Origin of the sequence: Curtobacterium sp. MCLR17_044, from assembly GCF_003234435.1 — a bacterium.
GTDB lineage: Bacteria > Actinomycetota > Actinomycetes > Actinomycetales > Microbacteriaceae > Curtobacterium > Curtobacterium flaccumfaciens.
The window spans coordinates 15,454-30,085 of record NZ_QKTC01000031.1 but is presented as its reverse complement, the minus strand read 5'-3'; the positions used below and the strand labels follow the sequence as shown (position 1 = coordinate 30,085).

General features: G+C 72.0%; 19 protein-coding genes. 15 read left to right on the top strand and 4 right to left on the bottom strand.

From position 1 onward, the window contains the following. Nucleotides 1-221: 221 nt before the first annotated feature. From DEJ04_RS17170 to DEJ04_RS17155, 4 genes are read left to right on the top strand one after another with little or no spacing between them, the layout of a single operon-like run. Nucleotides 222-578: an SHOCT domain-containing protein gene (locus DEJ04_RS17170; protein WP_071404844.1), complete on the top strand. Its 357-nt coding sequence runs from the start codon at nucleotides 222-224 to the stop codon at nucleotides 576-578. Beyond that, nucleotides 578-829: a hypothetical protein gene (locus DEJ04_RS17165; RefSeq protein ID WP_111024922.1), complete on the top strand. Its 252-nt coding sequence runs from the start codon at nucleotides 578-580 to the stop codon at nucleotides 827-829. The genes DEJ04_RS17170 and DEJ04_RS17165 overlap by 1 nt, the downstream gene beginning before the upstream one ends. Nucleotides 830-838: 9 nt before the next feature. Continuing rightward, nucleotides 839-1,270 (top strand): DUF6314 family protein, encoded by a 432-nt coding sequence (locus DEJ04_RS17160; protein WP_111047879.1) that lies wholly within the window; start codon nucleotides 839-841, stop codon nucleotides 1,268-1,270. 33 nt (nucleotides 1,271-1,303) lie between these two features. After that, nucleotides 1,304-1,969, top strand: a complete 666-nt coding sequence (locus DEJ04_RS17155; protein ID WP_111047878.1) for a pentapeptide repeat-containing protein — start codon at nucleotides 1,304-1,306, stop codon at nucleotides 1,967-1,969. A gap of 60 nt (nucleotides 1,970-2,029) precedes the next feature. Here DEJ04_RS17155 and DEJ04_RS17150 read toward each other — a convergent pair whose 3' ends face one another. Then, entirely contained in the window at nucleotides 2,030-3,037 is a 1,008-nt protein-coding gene (locus DEJ04_RS17150; protein WP_111047877.1) for an NAD(P)/FAD-dependent oxidoreductase, read from the bottom strand. A gap of 58 nt (nucleotides 3,038-3,095) precedes the next feature. On the opposite strand from DEJ04_RS17150, the gene DEJ04_RS17145 reads away from it, so the two are divergent. Further along, on the top strand, nucleotides 3,096-3,713 hold the full coding sequence (locus DEJ04_RS17145) for a helix-turn-helix domain-containing protein (RefSeq protein ID WP_111047876.1): 618 nt from the start codon (nucleotides 3,096-3,098) through the stop codon (nucleotides 3,711-3,713). A 9-nt stretch (nucleotides 3,714-3,722) separates the two neighbouring features. Here DEJ04_RS17145 and DEJ04_RS18830 read toward each other — a convergent pair whose 3' ends face one another. After that, on the bottom strand, nucleotides 3,723-4,367 hold the full coding sequence (locus DEJ04_RS18830) for a hypothetical protein (RefSeq protein ID WP_111047875.1): 645 nt from the start codon (nucleotides 4,365-4,367) through the stop codon (nucleotides 3,723-3,725). Between the two features lie 111 nt (nucleotides 4,368-4,478). After that, nucleotides 4,479-5,234 (bottom strand): glycosyltransferase family 2 protein, encoded by a 756-nt coding sequence (locus DEJ04_RS17135; protein WP_111047874.1) that lies wholly within the window; start codon nucleotides 5,232-5,234, stop codon nucleotides 4,479-4,481. A gap of 146 nt (nucleotides 5,235-5,380) precedes the next feature. Between DEJ04_RS17135 and DEJ04_RS17130 the strand changes: the two genes are divergently transcribed. The 9 genes from DEJ04_RS17130 (at nucleotide 5,381) to DEJ04_RS17090 (ending at nucleotide 12,111) form a co-directional block, all read left to right on the top strand. Beyond that, on the top strand, nucleotides 5,381-6,220 hold the full coding sequence (locus tag DEJ04_RS17130) for a hypothetical protein (RefSeq protein WP_111047873.1): 840 nt from the start codon (nucleotides 5,381-5,383) through the stop codon (nucleotides 6,218-6,220). Further along, nucleotides 6,217-6,660 carry a phage holin family protein gene (locus tag DEJ04_RS17125; RefSeq protein ID WP_111047872.1) on the top strand — a complete coding sequence of 148 codons (444 nt, stop codon included), beginning with the start codon at nucleotides 6,217-6,219 and terminating at the stop codon, nucleotides 6,658-6,660. The genes DEJ04_RS17130 and DEJ04_RS17125 overlap by 4 nt, the downstream gene beginning before the upstream one ends. Beyond that, entirely contained in the window at nucleotides 6,657-7,229 is a 573-nt protein-coding gene (locus DEJ04_RS17120) for a DUF3618 domain-containing protein (RefSeq protein WP_111047871.1), read from the top strand. The genes DEJ04_RS17125 and DEJ04_RS17120 overlap by 4 nt, the downstream gene beginning before the upstream one ends. A 79-nt stretch (nucleotides 7,230-7,308) precedes the next feature. After that, the gene (locus tag DEJ04_RS17115; RefSeq protein ID WP_071245883.1) at nucleotides 7,309-7,734 is read left to right on the top strand and encodes a MarR family winged helix-turn-helix transcriptional regulator; all 426 of its coding nucleotides are present in this window, start codon (nucleotides 7,309-7,311) and stop codon (nucleotides 7,732-7,734) included. Nucleotides 7,735-7,792: 58 nt separating this feature from the next. Further along, on the top strand, nucleotides 7,793-8,434 hold the full coding sequence (locus DEJ04_RS17110; protein WP_110865612.1) for an MBL fold metallo-hydrolase: 642 nt from the start codon (nucleotides 7,793-7,795) through the stop codon (nucleotides 8,432-8,434). 54 nt (nucleotides 8,435-8,488) lie between these two features. Next, nucleotides 8,489-9,178, top strand: coding sequence for an HAD family hydrolase (locus DEJ04_RS17105; RefSeq protein WP_111047870.1), 690 nt, complete (start codon nucleotides 8,489-8,491; stop codon nucleotides 9,176-9,178). Between the two features lie 107 nt (nucleotides 9,179-9,285). Next, on the top strand, nucleotides 9,286-9,768 hold the full coding sequence (locus tag DEJ04_RS17100) for a GNAT family N-acetyltransferase (protein WP_239001387.1): 483 nt from the start codon (nucleotides 9,286-9,288) through the stop codon (nucleotides 9,766-9,768). Between the two features lie 52 nt (nucleotides 9,769-9,820). After that, nucleotides 9,821-10,441: a TetR/AcrR family transcriptional regulator gene (locus DEJ04_RS17095; RefSeq protein ID WP_258367298.1), complete on the top strand. Its 621-nt coding sequence runs from the start codon at nucleotides 9,821-9,823 to the stop codon at nucleotides 10,439-10,441. Continuing rightward, nucleotides 10,438-12,111, top strand: coding sequence for an MDR family MFS transporter (locus tag DEJ04_RS17090; protein ID WP_111047869.1), 1,674 nt, complete (start codon nucleotides 10,438-10,440; stop codon nucleotides 12,109-12,111). Before DEJ04_RS17095 ends, DEJ04_RS17090 begins: the two co-directional genes overlap by 4 nt. 324 nt (nucleotides 12,112-12,435) lie before the next feature. Here the strand turns inward: DEJ04_RS17090 and DEJ04_RS17085 are convergent, their stop codons facing one another. Further along, nucleotides 12,436-13,434, bottom strand: coding sequence for a LacI family DNA-binding transcriptional regulator (locus DEJ04_RS17085; protein ID WP_239001389.1), 999 nt, complete (start codon nucleotides 13,432-13,434; stop codon nucleotides 12,436-12,438). A 162-nt stretch (nucleotides 13,435-13,596) separates the two neighbouring features. Here DEJ04_RS17085 and DEJ04_RS17080 point away from each other — a divergent pair, with 162 nt between their 5' ends. After that, nucleotides 13,597-14,628, top strand: coding sequence for a nucleoside hydrolase (locus DEJ04_RS17080; RefSeq protein WP_111047868.1), 1,032 nt, complete (start codon nucleotides 13,597-13,599; stop codon nucleotides 14,626-14,628). Nucleotides 14,629-14,632: the final 4 nt, after the last annotated feature.

Here is a 14,632-nt window from a genome sequence, read left to right as displayed (position 1 = left end):
GGCCGGGGGCCGTGGGCTGGGTGGTGGGAGTTGCGCTGGCTGGGGTTCGCGCTGCCTGGTCGAATCGGGCGTACCGGGTGATTTCGGGCGTACCGGGTCGGAACTTCTGACCAGGTACGCCCGTTTCCACATTCCATCGCGGGCGTTCTGGGAAGGAACGCCCGCTCGTGTTCGCCGTCTCGCGCTACGCTTCGCTCGTCGTTGTGAGAAGGGGGAGCGCGATGGTGCTCAGTTGGTCCGCGTTCAGTGAGCTCGAGGGTCCGGGGGAGTCGGGGATGCCCGACCTGTTCGACGGCTGGTTCGGCATCGCATTCGGGGTCGTCGCCGCGTTGGCGATCCTCACGACCCTGACGATCGTCATCCTGGCGCTCTACCGCGGCAAGCGGATGGCCGACCGCGGTCAGAACCCGCTCACCATGCAGGAGGACATCGCGTACCAGGCGATGCAGAGCCGCACGTTCGCACCGGACAAACCACTCGAACAGCGGCTCGCCGAACTCGACGACCTGCACGCCCGCGGCGTGATCTCCGACGAGGAGCACCGCAGCGCCCGAGCCGAAGCGCTGCGTGGACGATGATGGCCTCCGAAGAAGTGCAGAACCCCCTGATCCCGCCGGTCTACGACCTCGTCTGGACCCTGCTCATGGCGCTCATCGTCATCGCGGTCATCGTCGCCGTGTGCATCGCGGTCGTCCGCAGCCGGCGCCCGCACGGTGCCCGTCGGAGCTCGCCGGAGCAGCGGCTCCTCGAACTCGACGAGCTGCACGCCCGCGGGGTCATCACCGACGACGAGCGTCGAGCCGCGCGGGCCGAGGCCCTGCGCGGTTAGCCTGGTCGGGTGCTGCTGCCGACGGACCTGCTCGGGGTGTGGGACCTGCACCGCACCGTGCACGACCACCGCGCCGGTGCCACGGGGATCGTCACCGGGACGACCACCCTGACCCGGGTCGGTGACGACGAGGTGCGCTGGGACGAGTCGGGCGTGATGACCTTCGACGGTCGGACGACGCCCGTGTCCCGGACCCTCGTCCTGCGGCGGACGAGTACCGGCGGGGCGCACCGCGCCGCCGGCGACTGGACCGTGCACTTCTCCGACGGTCGGGTGTTCCACGACTGGGTCTGGGGCACGAGCGTCGCCCACGCCTGCGCTCCGGACGACTACACGGGTGCCTTCGGCGGCGACGAAGACCGCTGGACGGTGCGGTGGGAAGCGCGCGGCCCGGCGAAGGACTACCGGCTGGACAGCGTCCTCACCCGGCCCCGGTCGTGACCCTGGGTCGGCGGTCACCGCCAGACTGGGGGCATGGCACGCTCCTCCGGCACCGACGCCCCGCGCATCACCCTGACCGAACCCACGAACCTCGAGGACTGGGTGCCAGCACCCGGTGACGTCCTGACGGGTGACCGCATCGAGGGCAAGCGCATCGACGTCCTCGACCTGGCCGGCGAGCGACTGCCCGACCTGGAGATCGAGGAGTGCGTCATCGACACGTTCCGGGGCGACGACGCGGACTTCCGTGGGCTCCGGGTCCGTGACTCGATCATCGACTCGCTCGACGCCCCGATCCTGCGGGCGTCGAGCAGCTCGTGGCGCGAGGTCCGGGTCTCCGGCGGTCGCGTCGGCTCGGCGGAGCTGTACGACTCCGGGCTGAACGGCGTCGAGTTCGTCGGCATGAAGTTCGGGTTCGTGAACCTGCGCGGCTCGACGATCACCGACGTGGTGTTCCGCGACTGCGTCATCGACGAGCTCGACATCGCTGACGCGAAGCTGCTGCGGGTGTCGTTCGACGGCAGCAGCATCCGCGCCGCCGAGGGGTCGAACACCCGCATCGACCACGTGGACCTGCGCGGAGCGGACCTCGATCGGGTCGAGCGGCTCGAGGGGTTCCGCGGGGCCACGATCGGCGCCGACCAGCTCTACACGCTCGCACCGCTGCTGGCCGCGCAGGCTGGCTACCGCGTCGACTGACCGAGCCCGGGTTTCGCGCTCACCGACACTGCACGCCCGCCTGGCCCCGCGAACTGTCGCTCAGCGCGAAACATCGGCCGAGCCAGCGCCGACGCCGACGCCCGCGCCCACCCCGGCCAGCGCCGCCACCAGGTCGGCCTGCACCAGGTCGCCGTGCACCGCCGCACCCGTCTGGGTGCCGGCAGCCGCCGACGCGATGACCGTCGCCATCGGGGCCGTCACGTTGCCTGCCGCGTAGACCCCGCGCACGGCGGTCTGCCCGGCGGCGTCCACGGTCAGCGCGGTCGCGAACCGGTGGTCGCCCATGAACTGGTCGGTGGCGTCCAGGCCGAGCCCGGACAGGAACCCCACCCGCGCCTCGGGCCGGCTCGCCGTGGCCAGGGCATCGAGCTCGACGAACGACCCGTCGCCGAGCCGGACCCCGGTCAGCCGGTCACCCTCGGAGACCACGGCGGCGACGGGGCCCTCGATGACCGAGATGCCACGGGCCGCCAAACCGGCCAGGGCGGTGTCGTCCATCAGGGCCGGCTCGGTCAGGAACACGATCACCCGATCGCTCAGCGCCCGGAACATGAGCGCGTGGTGTGCGCCGTTCGGCGTCGTGACCAGGACCCCGATCCGCTGGTCGCGGATCTCCCACCCGTGGCAGAACGGGCAGTGCACGACCCCGCGCCCCCACTGCTCGGCCAGGCCCGGGACCTCCGGCAGGACGTCCACGGCGCCGGAGGCGACGACCAGCCTGCGCGCCGTGACGACCTCGCCCGAGTCCAGCGTGACCGAGAAGCCGACCGGGTCGTGACCGTCACCGGTCGTGGCGGACGTGGCCACGATCCTCCCGGCCGTGACCTGGACGCCGTAGGCGGCGACCTCGTCGCGACCGATGCGGAGCAGCTCGGCGGGCGCGACGCCCTCGTGGCCGAGGTAGTTGTGCGCGCCGGCCGCCGGGGCGTTGCGGGGCTCGCCGGAGTCGACGACGAGCACCGAGCGCCGCGAACGGCCGAGGATGAGGGCGGCGGAGAGGCCGGCGGCCGAGCCGCCGATGACGATGACGTCGAAGTGTGCAGGCATGCGCTGAGCATGCGGCGGATCGAGCGAGAACAGCAACGAAGTTTGCCGTTGTGGCAACATGTCCGCCATGGGACACGGCAGCCAGGACGCGACCGCCCCGCGCACGACCGCCGAGGTCGTCGACGGGGTCGGCCCCCGACTGCGCGCGCTGCGTGCCCACCGCGACGTCACGCTCACCGCGCTGTCTGAGCAGACGGGGGTCTCGGTGAGCACGCTGTCGCGGCTCGAGTCCGGCCAGCGGAAGCCGACGCTGGAACTGCTGCTGCCCCTCGCGCGGGCGTACCAGGTGCCCCTCGACGACCTGGTCGGCGCACCGCAGACCGGCGACCCGCGCGTGCACATGAAGCCCGAGGTGCACGGCGGCCGCGTCGTCGTGCCGCTGACGAAGCGGACCGGCGGGGTGCGCTCGTTCAAGCAGCTGTTCCCGCCGAACACCCCGGGTGGGGAGCCGTCGCTCAAGACGCACGAGGGCTACGAGTGGCTCTACGTGCTGTCCGGACGGCTCCGACTGGTGCTGGGGGAGCACGACCTCGACCTGGGCCCCGGAGAGGTCGCCGAGTTCGACACCCACACCCCGCACTGGATGGGCAACGTGACCGACTCCGTCACCGAGGTGCTGTGCCTGTACGGGCCGCAGGGTGAGCGGGCGCACGTGCGGTCTCGACCAGCCCGGTGACCCGCTGCGTCAGTCCGTGAAGACGTTCGCCACGACGTCGTCGAGCAGATCGGTCGTCTCGATGTTCGACTGCTGGATGTGGATGCCGAGGTCACCCCGCGTGAAGTACGTGTCGCCGTCCGTGACCGGGTACTGCGAGTTCTTCGAGACCTTCTGGCACAGGGACCCGTCGGACTCGTCGCCGCAGTCGTAGCCCTTCGCCGAGAGCTGCTCGAGCGCGTCGCGGGCTGCGGCCGAGTCGACGGCGTCGACCGCGATGGACAGGTACGAGATGTCGGCCTGCGGCTCCCGCCACACGCAGTACAGGCGCTTGCCGTCGCCCTGCAGCGCCGGGGTGAACGAGCTCTTCGGGATCGCGATCGGGTCGCCGACGACCGACGGGTCGTTGAGCGGTGCCGATGCGAACGCCTTGTCCCACTTGCCAGGGGTGATCAGGTCGGTGCAGCTGGCCGGGACGGTGACGGTCTCGTCGCTCGGGGCCCCGGTGTCGGTGGGGCTCGGAGCGGTCGTGGTGTCGGTGGGGCTCGGTGCCGTCGTCGGGTCGGCTGCGGTGGTCGCGGTGTCGCTCGCGGGTCCGGCCGGTCCGGCCTGTGCGCAGCCGGTCAGGGCGAGGCCCGCCGCCAGCAGGGCAGCGAGCGTGATCGTGTGGCGCATGGTTCCCCTTCGTCCGGTCGCGTCAGGTCGTGACCGTCGCTCACGAACGTACCGACCGGGGGCCGCGGTGGCTGAGACCGTCACCGATTCGTTGTCCCCCGACCCCGTCGGTCAGCGGCTGCGCCACCACCGCCGCGACCGCGACTGCGATCGCAGCCGTCGCGCCCACCGGCGCACCGGGTTCGCCCGCCGGCCGTTCACGCGGAACGTGTGGAAGGCGCGTCGCGTCCGCACCCAGACGGACGGGAGGCCCGCCAACGGTCGCGCGGACACCTGCACGGTGAGCACGGGGTCGGCCACCACCCGCCAGGCCGGGTCGAGCTGCATGCTCAGGTCGACGTCGTCGTGCACCTCGGCGTCGTCGCGGTGCGCTCGCCCACCGACCGCGGCCCAGGTCGACCGGCGCATCGCCATGGCGGACCCGAACAGCGGCGGACGCCCGAGCGCGCTCCACATCAGGACGAAGTACGGGCCCATGTACACGGCGTTCCACAGTCGGCGCACCACGGCGCCACCGTTGCGGGGCCGGCCCGGACCGGTGACCGCGACGACCTCGGGGTCGGCGAGCAGCCGGACCGCGTCCGCGATCCACGACGGCGGTGGGACGGAGTCGGCGTCGAGCCGCACGACGACGTCGCCGGACGCCCGGTCGTAGCCGCGCGCCGAGGCCCGGGCGATCCCGCGCACCGGCTCCGTGAGCACGACCGCACCGGCGTCCCGGGCGACCGCCGCGCTGTCGTCGGAGCTGCCGTTGTCGACCACGACGACCTCGTCGGCCGGCCGGGTCTGGGCCGCGAGGGCGGCGAGGCACCGGCGCAGGTGCACGGCGTCGTCCCGCACGGGGATCACGACCGAGACACGGGGCACCCGTCGATCCAACCGGCTTCCACCTGTGCGGATTGCCGGACCGCGTTTCCCGGTGATCCTGGGACCGGACCAAGAGGGCACGGCGCACGTTCGTTGCGAAACGCCCCCGGTGCACGCCGGGGACGACGACAACCGGAAGGCCGACCATGACCACGAACCCACCCGGGAACGACTCCGGGACGCCCATCCACGACCGCACCGCAGCCTCCGAGGGCCACGAGGTCGCCCCCGGCGTGACCGTGCCGTCGTACGCCAGCGGTACCCCCGCTGCGCGACCCACCGACCCCGGTGCGCCGCAGACCTACGACCCGTACGGCGACAGCGCCGCCGAGGTGCCGTTCGACGCACCCCTCGACGCCGTCCCGGCCGACGAGCAGCTCCCCGCCGTCCCGTCCGCGGCATCCGCCGGCAGCGTTGGTGGCTCCGGCAGCACCGGCAGCGCCAGCGGCGCCGGCAGTGACTCGGGCAGCGGCTCCGGCAAGGCCGACGCGGCCAAGGGTGCCGCGCAGGACGTCGCCGGCGACGCCAAGGAGAAGGCCGCGAACGTCGCGGGCACCGCCAAGGAGCAGGCGTCGAACGTCGCCTCCGAGGCGACCGACCACGCCAAGCAGCTCTACGGCCAGGCGTCCGAGAACCTCAAGCAGCAGGCCGGCGAACAGCAGCAGCGCGCTGCCGGCGGACTCCGCTCCCTCGGCGAGCAGCTCGGTCGCATGGCCGAGAACGACGACGAGCAGGGCGTCGCCTCGAAGGTCGTCCGCGACCTGTCGGGCCGCGCGACCTCGGCCGCCGGGTTCCTCGAGAACCGCGACCCGGGCTCGCTGCTCGACGAGGTGAAGACCTTCGCCGCGAAGCGCCCCGGCACCTTCATCGCGATCGCCGCCGGTGCTGGCCTGCTCGCCGGACGCCTGACCAAGGCGCTCGCGACCGAGGTCAAGCACGAGAAGGAGGCCGGCGACGGCACCACCGGATCGGGGAGTGGCGTATGAGCCAGTCCGTCCCCGGCGCGACACCCCTGGGCGAACCGACGCCCGAGGAGCGCGCTGCGACCACACCGCTCGGTGAGCTGCTGTCCGACGTGTCGCGTGACCTCTCCAGCCTGTTCCGGCAGGAGGTCGCCCTCGCGAAGGCCGAGCTGACCGACTCCGCGAAGAAGGCCGGCAAGGCGGGCGGCATGTTCGGCGGCGCCGGACTCACCGCCGTGTTCGCCCTGCTGTTCCTGTCGATCGCCGCGTGGTGGGGCCTCGGCTACCTGATCGGCAACGCCTGGTCCGCCCTGGTCATCGCGGTCGTCTACGCGATCGTCGCCGCGATCCTGGCCGTCCGCGGGCGCAAGGAGATCAAGGAGATCAAGGGCGCCCCGCAGACGGTCGAGACCGCCAAGGAAGTCCCCGAGACACTCAAGCCCAACACCGGGAGGAAGCCATGAGCACCCCAGACGAGATCCGCGCCGACATCGAGCGCACCCGCGGCGAACTCGGCTCCGACGTCGACGCCCTCGCCGACAAGGTCAGCCCGTCGTCCATCGCCCACCGCCAGAGCGAGAAGGTGAAGGGCCGGTTCCAGGACGTCCGTGAGTCCGTGATGGGCGCGGCCCGGTCGGCCCGCTCGAGCGCCTCCGGTTCCGCCTCGGGCGCGACCGGCCAGGCGAAGGACGTCGCGCAGAAGGGCGTCGAGAAGGCGAAGGGCAACCCCCTGGCCGTCGGCCTCATCGCGTTCGGTGCCGGTTGGCTCGTGTCGTCGCTCCTGCCGACCACCGAGAAGGAAGAAGAGCTCGCCGGTGAGCTGAAGGACAAGGCTGCACCGCTCGTCGACGAGGTCAAGGAGCAGGCGAAGGACGTCGGCTCGCAGCTCGGCGACGTGGCGAAGGAGCACGCGCAGGACCTCAAGGGGACCGCGCAGGACGCCGCGCAGGCGGTCAAGGGCGAGGCGCAGGGGGCCGCGTCCGACGTCAAGGACAACGCGCAGGGTGCGGCGGACGACGTCCGCAGCAGCTGAGCAGAACCCCATGACGGACAGGAGGCGCGGTGCCAGCTGGCACCGCGCCTCCTGTCCGTGAAGCGGTAGCGTTCCGGGCATGGACCCGATCGACGAGCTCGCTGCGGAGCTCCGACAGTCCATCGGCCGGGTCGTGCGTGCCGCACGACGTGAGGCAGACGCGCTGCCGGCCACGCACACCACCACCCTCGGGTTCCTGCACCGCGAGGGCCCGATGACGATCGCGGAACTCGCGCGCCGCCGCGGGGTGAAGCACCAGGGGCAGTCCCGCACGGTCGGCGAACTGGCCGAACTCGGGTACGTCGACCGGACGGCGTCGGACACCGACCGCCGAGCGTCGGTCATCCGGATCACGGACGCCGGCCGGGCCGCACTGCAGCGCGACATGGACGCCCGCACGGACTGGCTGGCCGATGCGATCCGCGAGGAGACCGACGCCGAGGAGCGTGCGCTGCTCCGCCGTCTGCCCGAACTGTTCGAGCGGGTCGCGCGTCGGGCCGACTGAACGACTCCTCACCTCCTGGGCGATCGCAGAAGTACAACACGGCTGTACAGTTGTGCGCATGGAGTTGACGAAGTACAACCACGCCACCGTCGTCCTCGAGCAGGACGGCGTCACCCTCGTCATCGACCCCGGGGTGTTCACGCCCGAGGCCGTCGACCTCGTCCGCGGCGCCGCGGGCGTCCTCGTCACGCACGACCACCCCGACCACTTCGACATCGACGCCCTGCGTGCGGGACTCGCGGCGAACCCGGACCTCGTCGTCCGCGGTCCGGAGACCGTCGTCGAGCAGCTCGGCGAACACCACGGGCGGGTCGCAGCGGTGCACGCCGGCGACACGATCACCGTCGGACCGTTCTCCGTCCGGGTCTTCGGCGAGCAGCACGCGGTCATCCACCCCGACATCCCGTCCACCGCGAACGTCGGCTACCTGGTGGACGACGCGGTGTTCCACCCGGGCGACGCGTACCTCGAGCCCGGCGTCCCGGTGCCGACCCTGCTGCTGCCGACGAGCGGGCCGTGGACGAACACCGCCCAGGCCGTCGACTACGTGCGCGCCGTGGCGCCGGAACGGGCCGTGCAGATCCACGAGGCGATGCTGAGCGAGCTCGGCCAGCAGTCCGCCGCGCGCTTCCTCGGCCCGGACGGTCTCGGGCCGGTGCCCGTCCTGATCCTGCCGGCGGGGGAGACGATCACCGTCTGACGGACGCGGGCCGCCCCTGGGAGGCGATCCGGGCCTCCCGAGCAGCATGGACGGATGGCCGACGCACCCACGACAGCAGTCCTCTTCGACATCGACGGCACCCTCGCCGACTCGAACTACGCGCACATCGACGCGTGGTGGCGGGCGTTCCTGGCGGCGGGGGAGTCCGTCGACGCCTGGCGGATCCACCGCGCGATCGGGATGGACTCGGCGAAGCTGCTCGAGACGCTGCTGCCGGACGCGTCCCAGGAGACCCGCGACACCGCGAAGCAGTTCCACACCGCCTACTACGCCGAGCAGATGCCGCGGCTCCGGCTGCTGCCGGGGGCACGCGAGCTCCTGCAGGCCGTCGCCGAGGCCGGGCACGCCGTGGTCCTGGCGACCAGTGCGCCCGAGTCCGAACTCGCCCGCCTGCGCGACCTGCTCGACGCGGGCGAGTGGGTCACCGCCGAGACCAGCTCCGAGGACGTCGAGCAGGCGAAGCCGGACCCCGGCATCATCCGGGTCGCGCTCGACAAGGCCGGGGTCTCCGCCGACGACGCGGTGATGGTCGGGGATGCCATGTGGGACGTCGAGTCCGCCGGCAAGGTGGGGGTACCGTGCGTCGGCGTCATGACCGGCGGCATCGGCGGCGACGAGCTCCGCGGTGCCGGGGCGGCAGAGGTGTACGACGACGCGGCGGCCGTGCTCGCGGCGTTCCGCGCAGGCGAGGGCCCGATCGCGGCACTCGGCCAGCACGCCTGACGGGCGGCGCCGGTCGCGCCTGACGGGCGGCGCCGGTCGCGCCTGACGGGCGGCGCCGGTCGCCTCGGTTTCCGCGTCGTCGGTCGCCCGTGCCAGGATCGACGTTCGTGATCACGATCGAACGCGTGTCCTGGGATGACCCCCGCAGCGTGGTGCTCCGCGCCCGCATGGACGACGAGATGCACGAGCGCTACGGGTCGGCGAACGCCGGCGAGGACCCGGCGGTCACCGCCGAGCGGGGTCGTGCGCTGAGCGTCGACCCGTCGACCGTCGTCACGTCGATCCTGGCTCTCGACGAGTCCGGCGACCCGGTCGGGCACATCGCCGTCCGACGTCTGGGCGACGAGGTCGAACTGAAGCGCCTCATCGTGCTGGCCTCCGCGCGTGGCAAGGGTGCGGCCACCGCGCTGCTCGACGAGTGCGAGCGCGTCGGCCGTGAACTCGGCGCCCCGCGGCTCATCCTGCAGACCGGCGACAAGCAGCCCGACGCCGTGGCGCTCTACCGCAAGACCGGCTGGGACCAGATCGACGTCTACGAGCCCTACGTCGCGACCATGCCGTGGTCGTTCTGCTTCGAGAAGACCCTGTAGCCCGGCCCCGTCCTGTATTGCACTTTCAGCAGGAGAGTGCAATTCTTGCTTGGTGAGCACGACCGAACGCACCCGCGCGCTGCGCCGACGCATGATCGTCGAGGCACGTCGGGCGACGGTCGAACACGGGCTGCACGGCTTCACGATCGAGCAGCTCTGCGAGACCGTCGGGGTGTCGCGCCGCACGTTCTTCAACCACTTCGGGTCGAAGGACGACGCCGTGCTCGGCATCGAGCTCAACGCCGACGTCGAGGCGATCGACGCCTACGCCGCGGGCGGGATCGTCCCCGGCGAGCTGGACCCCCTCGGGTCGATCGTCGCGCTGGCGATCGACCAGTTCCACCGGGTCGGCATCGCCCGCGCCGACGAAGCCCTGGTCCGCCGGGTGTTCGAGCGGGAACCGGCACTCGTCGCACGGTTCCTGTCGGCGACCGACGTGCAGCTCGCCCGGATCACCGTGGCCCTGCGGCGACGGTTCGGGTGGGACGACCCCGCCGACCGCCGACCGCGCCTGGTCACCGAGGCTGCGGCCGCCTTGATGAAGGCCACCGCGACCGAGTACTTCGACGACGCGTTCGACGAGGCCACCGGGCCGACGTTCGACGAACTGCTCACCGAGAACCTCCGCCTGCTCAGGGCGGTCACCACGACCGAACGGGAACACACCACATGAGCGCCACCGCGCCGGGCACCACCAAGCGTGCCCGCCCAGGCTCCGACGGCCCGCTGCTCCTGACGCAGCGTCGCATCTGGATCATCTTCTCCGCCCTGATCGCGGGGATGCTGCTCTCCAGCCTCGACCAGACCATCGTCTCCACCGCGATGCCGACCATCGTCGGCGAGCTCGGCGGCGTCGCGCACCAGGCCTGGCTGACGACCGGGTACCTGCTCGCCTCCACCATCGTGATGCCCGTCTACGGCAAGTTCGGCGACGTCCTCGGCCGACGCAACCTGTTCCTCATCGCGATCGCGCTGTTCACCATCGCGTCGGCCGGGTGCGCGTTCGCCACGGACTTCACGCAGCTCGTGGCGTTCCGCGCCATGCAGGGGCTCGGCGGCGGTGGCCTGATGATCCTGTCGCAGGCGATCATCGCGGACATCGTCCCGGCCTCGCAGCGCGGCAAGTACCTCGGCCCGCTCGGTGCGATCTTCGGCCTGTCCGCAATCGGTGGCCCGCTGCTCGGTGGCTTCTTCGTGGACCACCTCACCTGGAACTGGGCGTTCTACATCAACATCCCGGTCGGCATCGCGGCGTTCTTCGTGGCCTGGTTCGCGCTGACCCTGCCGAACAAGAAGGCGACGAAGCGCATCGACGTCCTCGGCGTGCTGTTCATGTCCACAGCGACCACGTGCCTGGTGTTCTTCTCCGAGTTCGGCGGCAGCAAGGACCACGGCTGGGACGCCCCCGAGACCTGGGCCTGGTTCGCCGGTCTCGTCGTCTCGGCAGCGCTGCTGGTGTTCGTCGAGTCCCGTGCGCAGGACCCGGTGCTCCCGCTGTCGTTCTTCCGCAACCGCACCTTCCTGCTGGCGACCGGCATCGGCCTGGTGCTCGGCATCGGCATGTTCGCCGCGATCGGCTTCGTCCCGACGTTCCTGCAGATGGCCTCGGGTACCTCGGCTGCGGTCTCCGGCCTGCTGATGCTGCCGATGATGGCCGGCCTGATCGGCACCTCGATCGCCTCGGGTGTGCTGATCACCAAGACCGGGCGCTACCGGATGTTCCCGATCGTCGGCACGGTCCTGGTGGCCATCGCGATGCTCGCGATGACCCAGCTGGCGGCGGACACCCCGATCTGGCTCATCTGCGCGTACCTGTTCGTCTTCGGTGCGGGGCTCGGCCTGATCATGCAGGTGGTCGTCCTCGTCGCGCAGAACGCCGTCCCCGCCGAGCAGGTCGGCACCGCGACCTCGACGAACAACTACTTCCGAGAGGTTGGCGCCTCCCTCGGCACCGCCGTCTTCGGCGCGCTCTTCACCGCGCGGCTCACGACGTCGCTGACCGACGTGTTCCGTGGTGCCGGCGGCTCGGCGACCGATGCGGCGTCGTCGGCGGGGAGCATCGACCCGTCGACCGTCGCGGGGTTGCCGCCGGCGGTGCAGGACGGCGTCGTGAACGCCTACGCCGACTCGCTCGCACCGGTGTTCTGGTACCTGCTGCCGTTCATCGCGGTGGCGTTCCTGCTCGCGCTCTTCCTGCCGCAGATCACGCTCTCCGACACGGCCGGCATGGTCGCCCGTGGCGAGGCCGTCGGCGGCGACGAGGCCGACGAGCTCGAGCGCGCGCAGCGTGCTGCGCGCGCGGAGCACGCGGCACCGGAGCCGGCGGACCGCACGCAGCAGTAGCCCGCCTCGCGAAAGCGACAGATCTGCGCGGAACGTCCGCGGACATCTGTCGCTTTCGCGGTCCTGCCGGTCGGTGGGCGGCGAGATCTGTCGCCATGGCGGGGTGGTCGCGCCCGTCGCTCCCTGGAGGCGCGGTGCGGGCTGGCACCGGGCCTCCCGTCCGGCGCGTCTGCGCCCACGGCGCGTGGCGAGCCCGCCTCCTTCGCGAAAGCGACAGTTCTCCGCGGAACATCCGCGTCGAACTGTCGCTTTCGCGGACCTGCCGCCTCGGACGTGCGAGATGTGTCGCTTTCGCGGGCCCCGGCTCGGGCGACGCGTGCCGCGCTAAGCGCCGGTGCTCGCGCGCGGCACGAGCCGCGTCGGCAGGGCCGCGGGCTCGGCGGCCGTGCCGTCGAGCGTCGCGAGGAGCCGCAGTGCCGCAGCCCGACCGAGGTCGGCGCCGGGCAGCGCCACGCTCGTCAGGGCCGGCGCGGTGACCGACGAGGACGGCAGGTCGTCGAAGCCCGCGACCGCGAGTGCGCCGGGGACGGCGATGCCGAGCGCACCGGCGACCCGCAGGACTCCGTAGGCCAGGGTGTCCGCGGCCGCGACGACGGCGGTGACGTCGTCGTCCTGCCAGGCCTCGATGACGTGCTCGGTGGCCGAGGCCGCGGCCTCCACGGTCAGGTCGGCGCGCGCGGTGACCTCGGAGACCGTGATGCCGGCGTCCGCGCAGGCCTGCTCGAACAGTTCGCGGCGCACGCCGAACGTCGCCGCCCGCGAGGTGCCGTCGAGGTAGCCCACGTGCCGGTGCCCCTGGTCGTGCAGGTGGGCGACGAGGTCGTGCACGCCGGTGGAGAGGTCGTAGTTGACCGCCTCGGGCCCACCGGGGGCGTCGAGCAGCACCACGGGGACGCTCGCCGACATCGGCTCGTCAGCGGCGGGGGCGTCGACCAGGATGCCGGCCGGGCGGAGCCGTTCGAAGCGCCGGACGTCGGCCGCGACCGGCTGTGCACCCCGCTCGGTGACGGAGAGCACGAGCTGGAACCGGTCGCCCAGGGTGTCGCGGACGCCACGGATGACCTCGGCGAAGAACGGGTTCGACAGGTCGGGGGCGATGAACACGACGAGGTCGCCGCTGCCCCGAGCCAACGAGCTGGCGGCGTGGTCGACGACGTAGCCGAGGTCGTCCACGGCGTCGCGGACCCGTGCGGCGATGGGGGCGGAGACCCGCCCGCGGTCCTTACCGTTCACGACGAGGGAGACCGTGGCGATGCTCGTGCCCGCACGCTCGGCCACCATCGCAGCGGTCACTCGACGGCTCGGAACGGCGGGGGAGGGCACCCGTCGATGCTAGCGAGCGTGGTGGTCGAACTTGACGTCAAGCGTTTGACGTGTTTCGATGTCAAACGCTTGACGCGCCGCGTCGCCAGCGCTCTGCCGGCCCGTGGATCCCCACCACGTCGAGCACTCACCTCGATTCCCCGAAGAAGTGGAGCGCCCAGCGTGCCCGATGCGACCCAGCCCGCCGCGAAGATCATCCTCGACTGCGACCCCGGCCACGACGACGCCGTGGCGCTCCTGCTCGCCCACGGCAGCCCGGCGATCGACCTGCTCGCCGTGACCACCGTCGTCGGCAACCAGACCCTGCCGAAGGTCACCCGCAACGCCCTGGCGGTCGCCCGCATCGCCGGCATCACGGGTGTGCCGTTCGCTGCCGGAGCCGCCCGCCCGCTGCTGCGTCAGATCGAGGTCGCACCGGACATCCACGGCGAGAGCGGCCTGGACGGCCCGATGCTCCCCGAGCCGTCGTTCGACCTCGATGAGCGCCACGCCGTCGACCTGATCATCGACACCGTGATGGCCCACGAGCCCGGCACGGTCACCCTCGTGCCGACCGGGGGTCTGACGAACATCGCCCTCGCGGCCCGCAAGGAGCCCCGCATCGTCGAGCGCGTCAAGCAGGTCGTGCTCATGGGCGGCGGCGTGCACGTCGGCAACTGGAGCCCGGTCGCCGAGTTCAACATCGTCATCGACCCGGAGGCCGCGGCCATCGTGTTCGAGGCCGGCTGGGACGTCGTGATGGTCGGCCTCGACCTGACGCACCAGGCCCTCGCCACCCCCGAGGTCGCCGCACGCATCGCCGGCGTCGGCACCGCCCCCGCCGCGTTCGTCGGTGAGCTGCTCGACTTCTTCGGCCAGACCTACAAGGACGCCCAGGGCTTCGACGCCCCGCCGGTCCACGACCCCTGCGCCGTCGCCTACGTGATCGACCCCACCATCGTCCGCGCCGTGAAGGTCCCGATCCACGTCGAGACCCAGGGCACGCTGACCCTCGGCATGACCGTCGCCGACTTCCGCGCCCCCGCACCCGAGGACTGCCGCACGAGCGCCGCGATGGAGCTCGACCACGGCCGGTTCTGGGACCTCGTCGTCGACGCCCTCGAGCGCATCGGCGAGACGGCCGACACCGGCTGGACCCCACGTGCCGCCGCCGACGCCGTCGAAGCCGGCATCACCACGACCCCGGAGCACTGAACCC

What these genes read in the sequence shown, in the direction of transcription:
- DEJ04_RS18830 (WP_111047875.1), bottom strand. Translation starts at nt 4,367, where the DNA reads ATGCGCCACACGATCACGCTCGCTGCCCTGCTGGCGGCGGGCCTCGCC.
- DEJ04_RS17145 (WP_111047876.1), top strand. Translation starts at nt 3,096, where the DNA reads ATGTCCGCCATGGGACACGGCAGCCAGGACGCGACCGCCCCGCGCACG.
- DEJ04_RS17125 (WP_111047872.1), top strand. Translation starts at nt 6,217, where the DNA reads ATGAGCCAGTCCGTCCCCGGCGCGACACCCCTGGGCGAACCGACGCCC.
- DEJ04_RS17120 (WP_111047871.1), top strand. Translation starts at nt 6,657, where the DNA reads ATGAGCACCCCAGACGAGATCCGCGCCGACATCGAGCGCACCCGCGGC.
- DEJ04_RS17110 (WP_110865612.1), top strand. Translation starts at nt 7,793, where the DNA reads ATGGAGTTGACGAAGTACAACCACGCCACCGTCGTCCTCGAGCAGGAC.
- DEJ04_RS17155 (WP_111047878.1), top strand. Translation starts at nt 1,304, where the DNA reads ATGGCACGCTCCTCCGGCACCGACGCCCCGCGCATCACCCTGACCGAA.
- DEJ04_RS17170 (WP_071404844.1), top strand. Translation starts at nt 222, where the DNA reads ATGGTGCTCAGTTGGTCCGCGTTCAGTGAGCTCGAGGGTCCGGGGGAG.
- DEJ04_RS17150 (WP_111047877.1), bottom strand. Translation starts at nt 3,037, where the DNA reads ATGCCTGCACACTTCGACGTCATCGTCATCGGCGGCTCGGCCGCCGGC.
- DEJ04_RS17105 (WP_111047870.1), top strand. Translation starts at nt 8,489, where the DNA reads ATGGCCGACGCACCCACGACAGCAGTCCTCTTCGACATCGACGGCACC.
- DEJ04_RS17165 (WP_111024922.1), top strand. Translation starts at nt 578, where the DNA reads ATGGCCTCCGAAGAAGTGCAGAACCCCCTGATCCCGCCGGTCTACGAC.
- DEJ04_RS17090 (WP_111047869.1), top strand. Translation starts at nt 10,438, where the DNA reads ATGAGCGCCACCGCGCCGGGCACCACCAAGCGTGCCCGCCCAGGCTCC.
- DEJ04_RS17130 (WP_111047873.1), top strand. Translation starts at nt 5,381, where the DNA reads ATGACCACGAACCCACCCGGGAACGACTCCGGGACGCCCATCCACGAC.
- DEJ04_RS17115 (WP_071245883.1), top strand. Translation starts at nt 7,309, where the DNA reads ATGGACCCGATCGACGAGCTCGCTGCGGAGCTCCGACAGTCCATCGGC.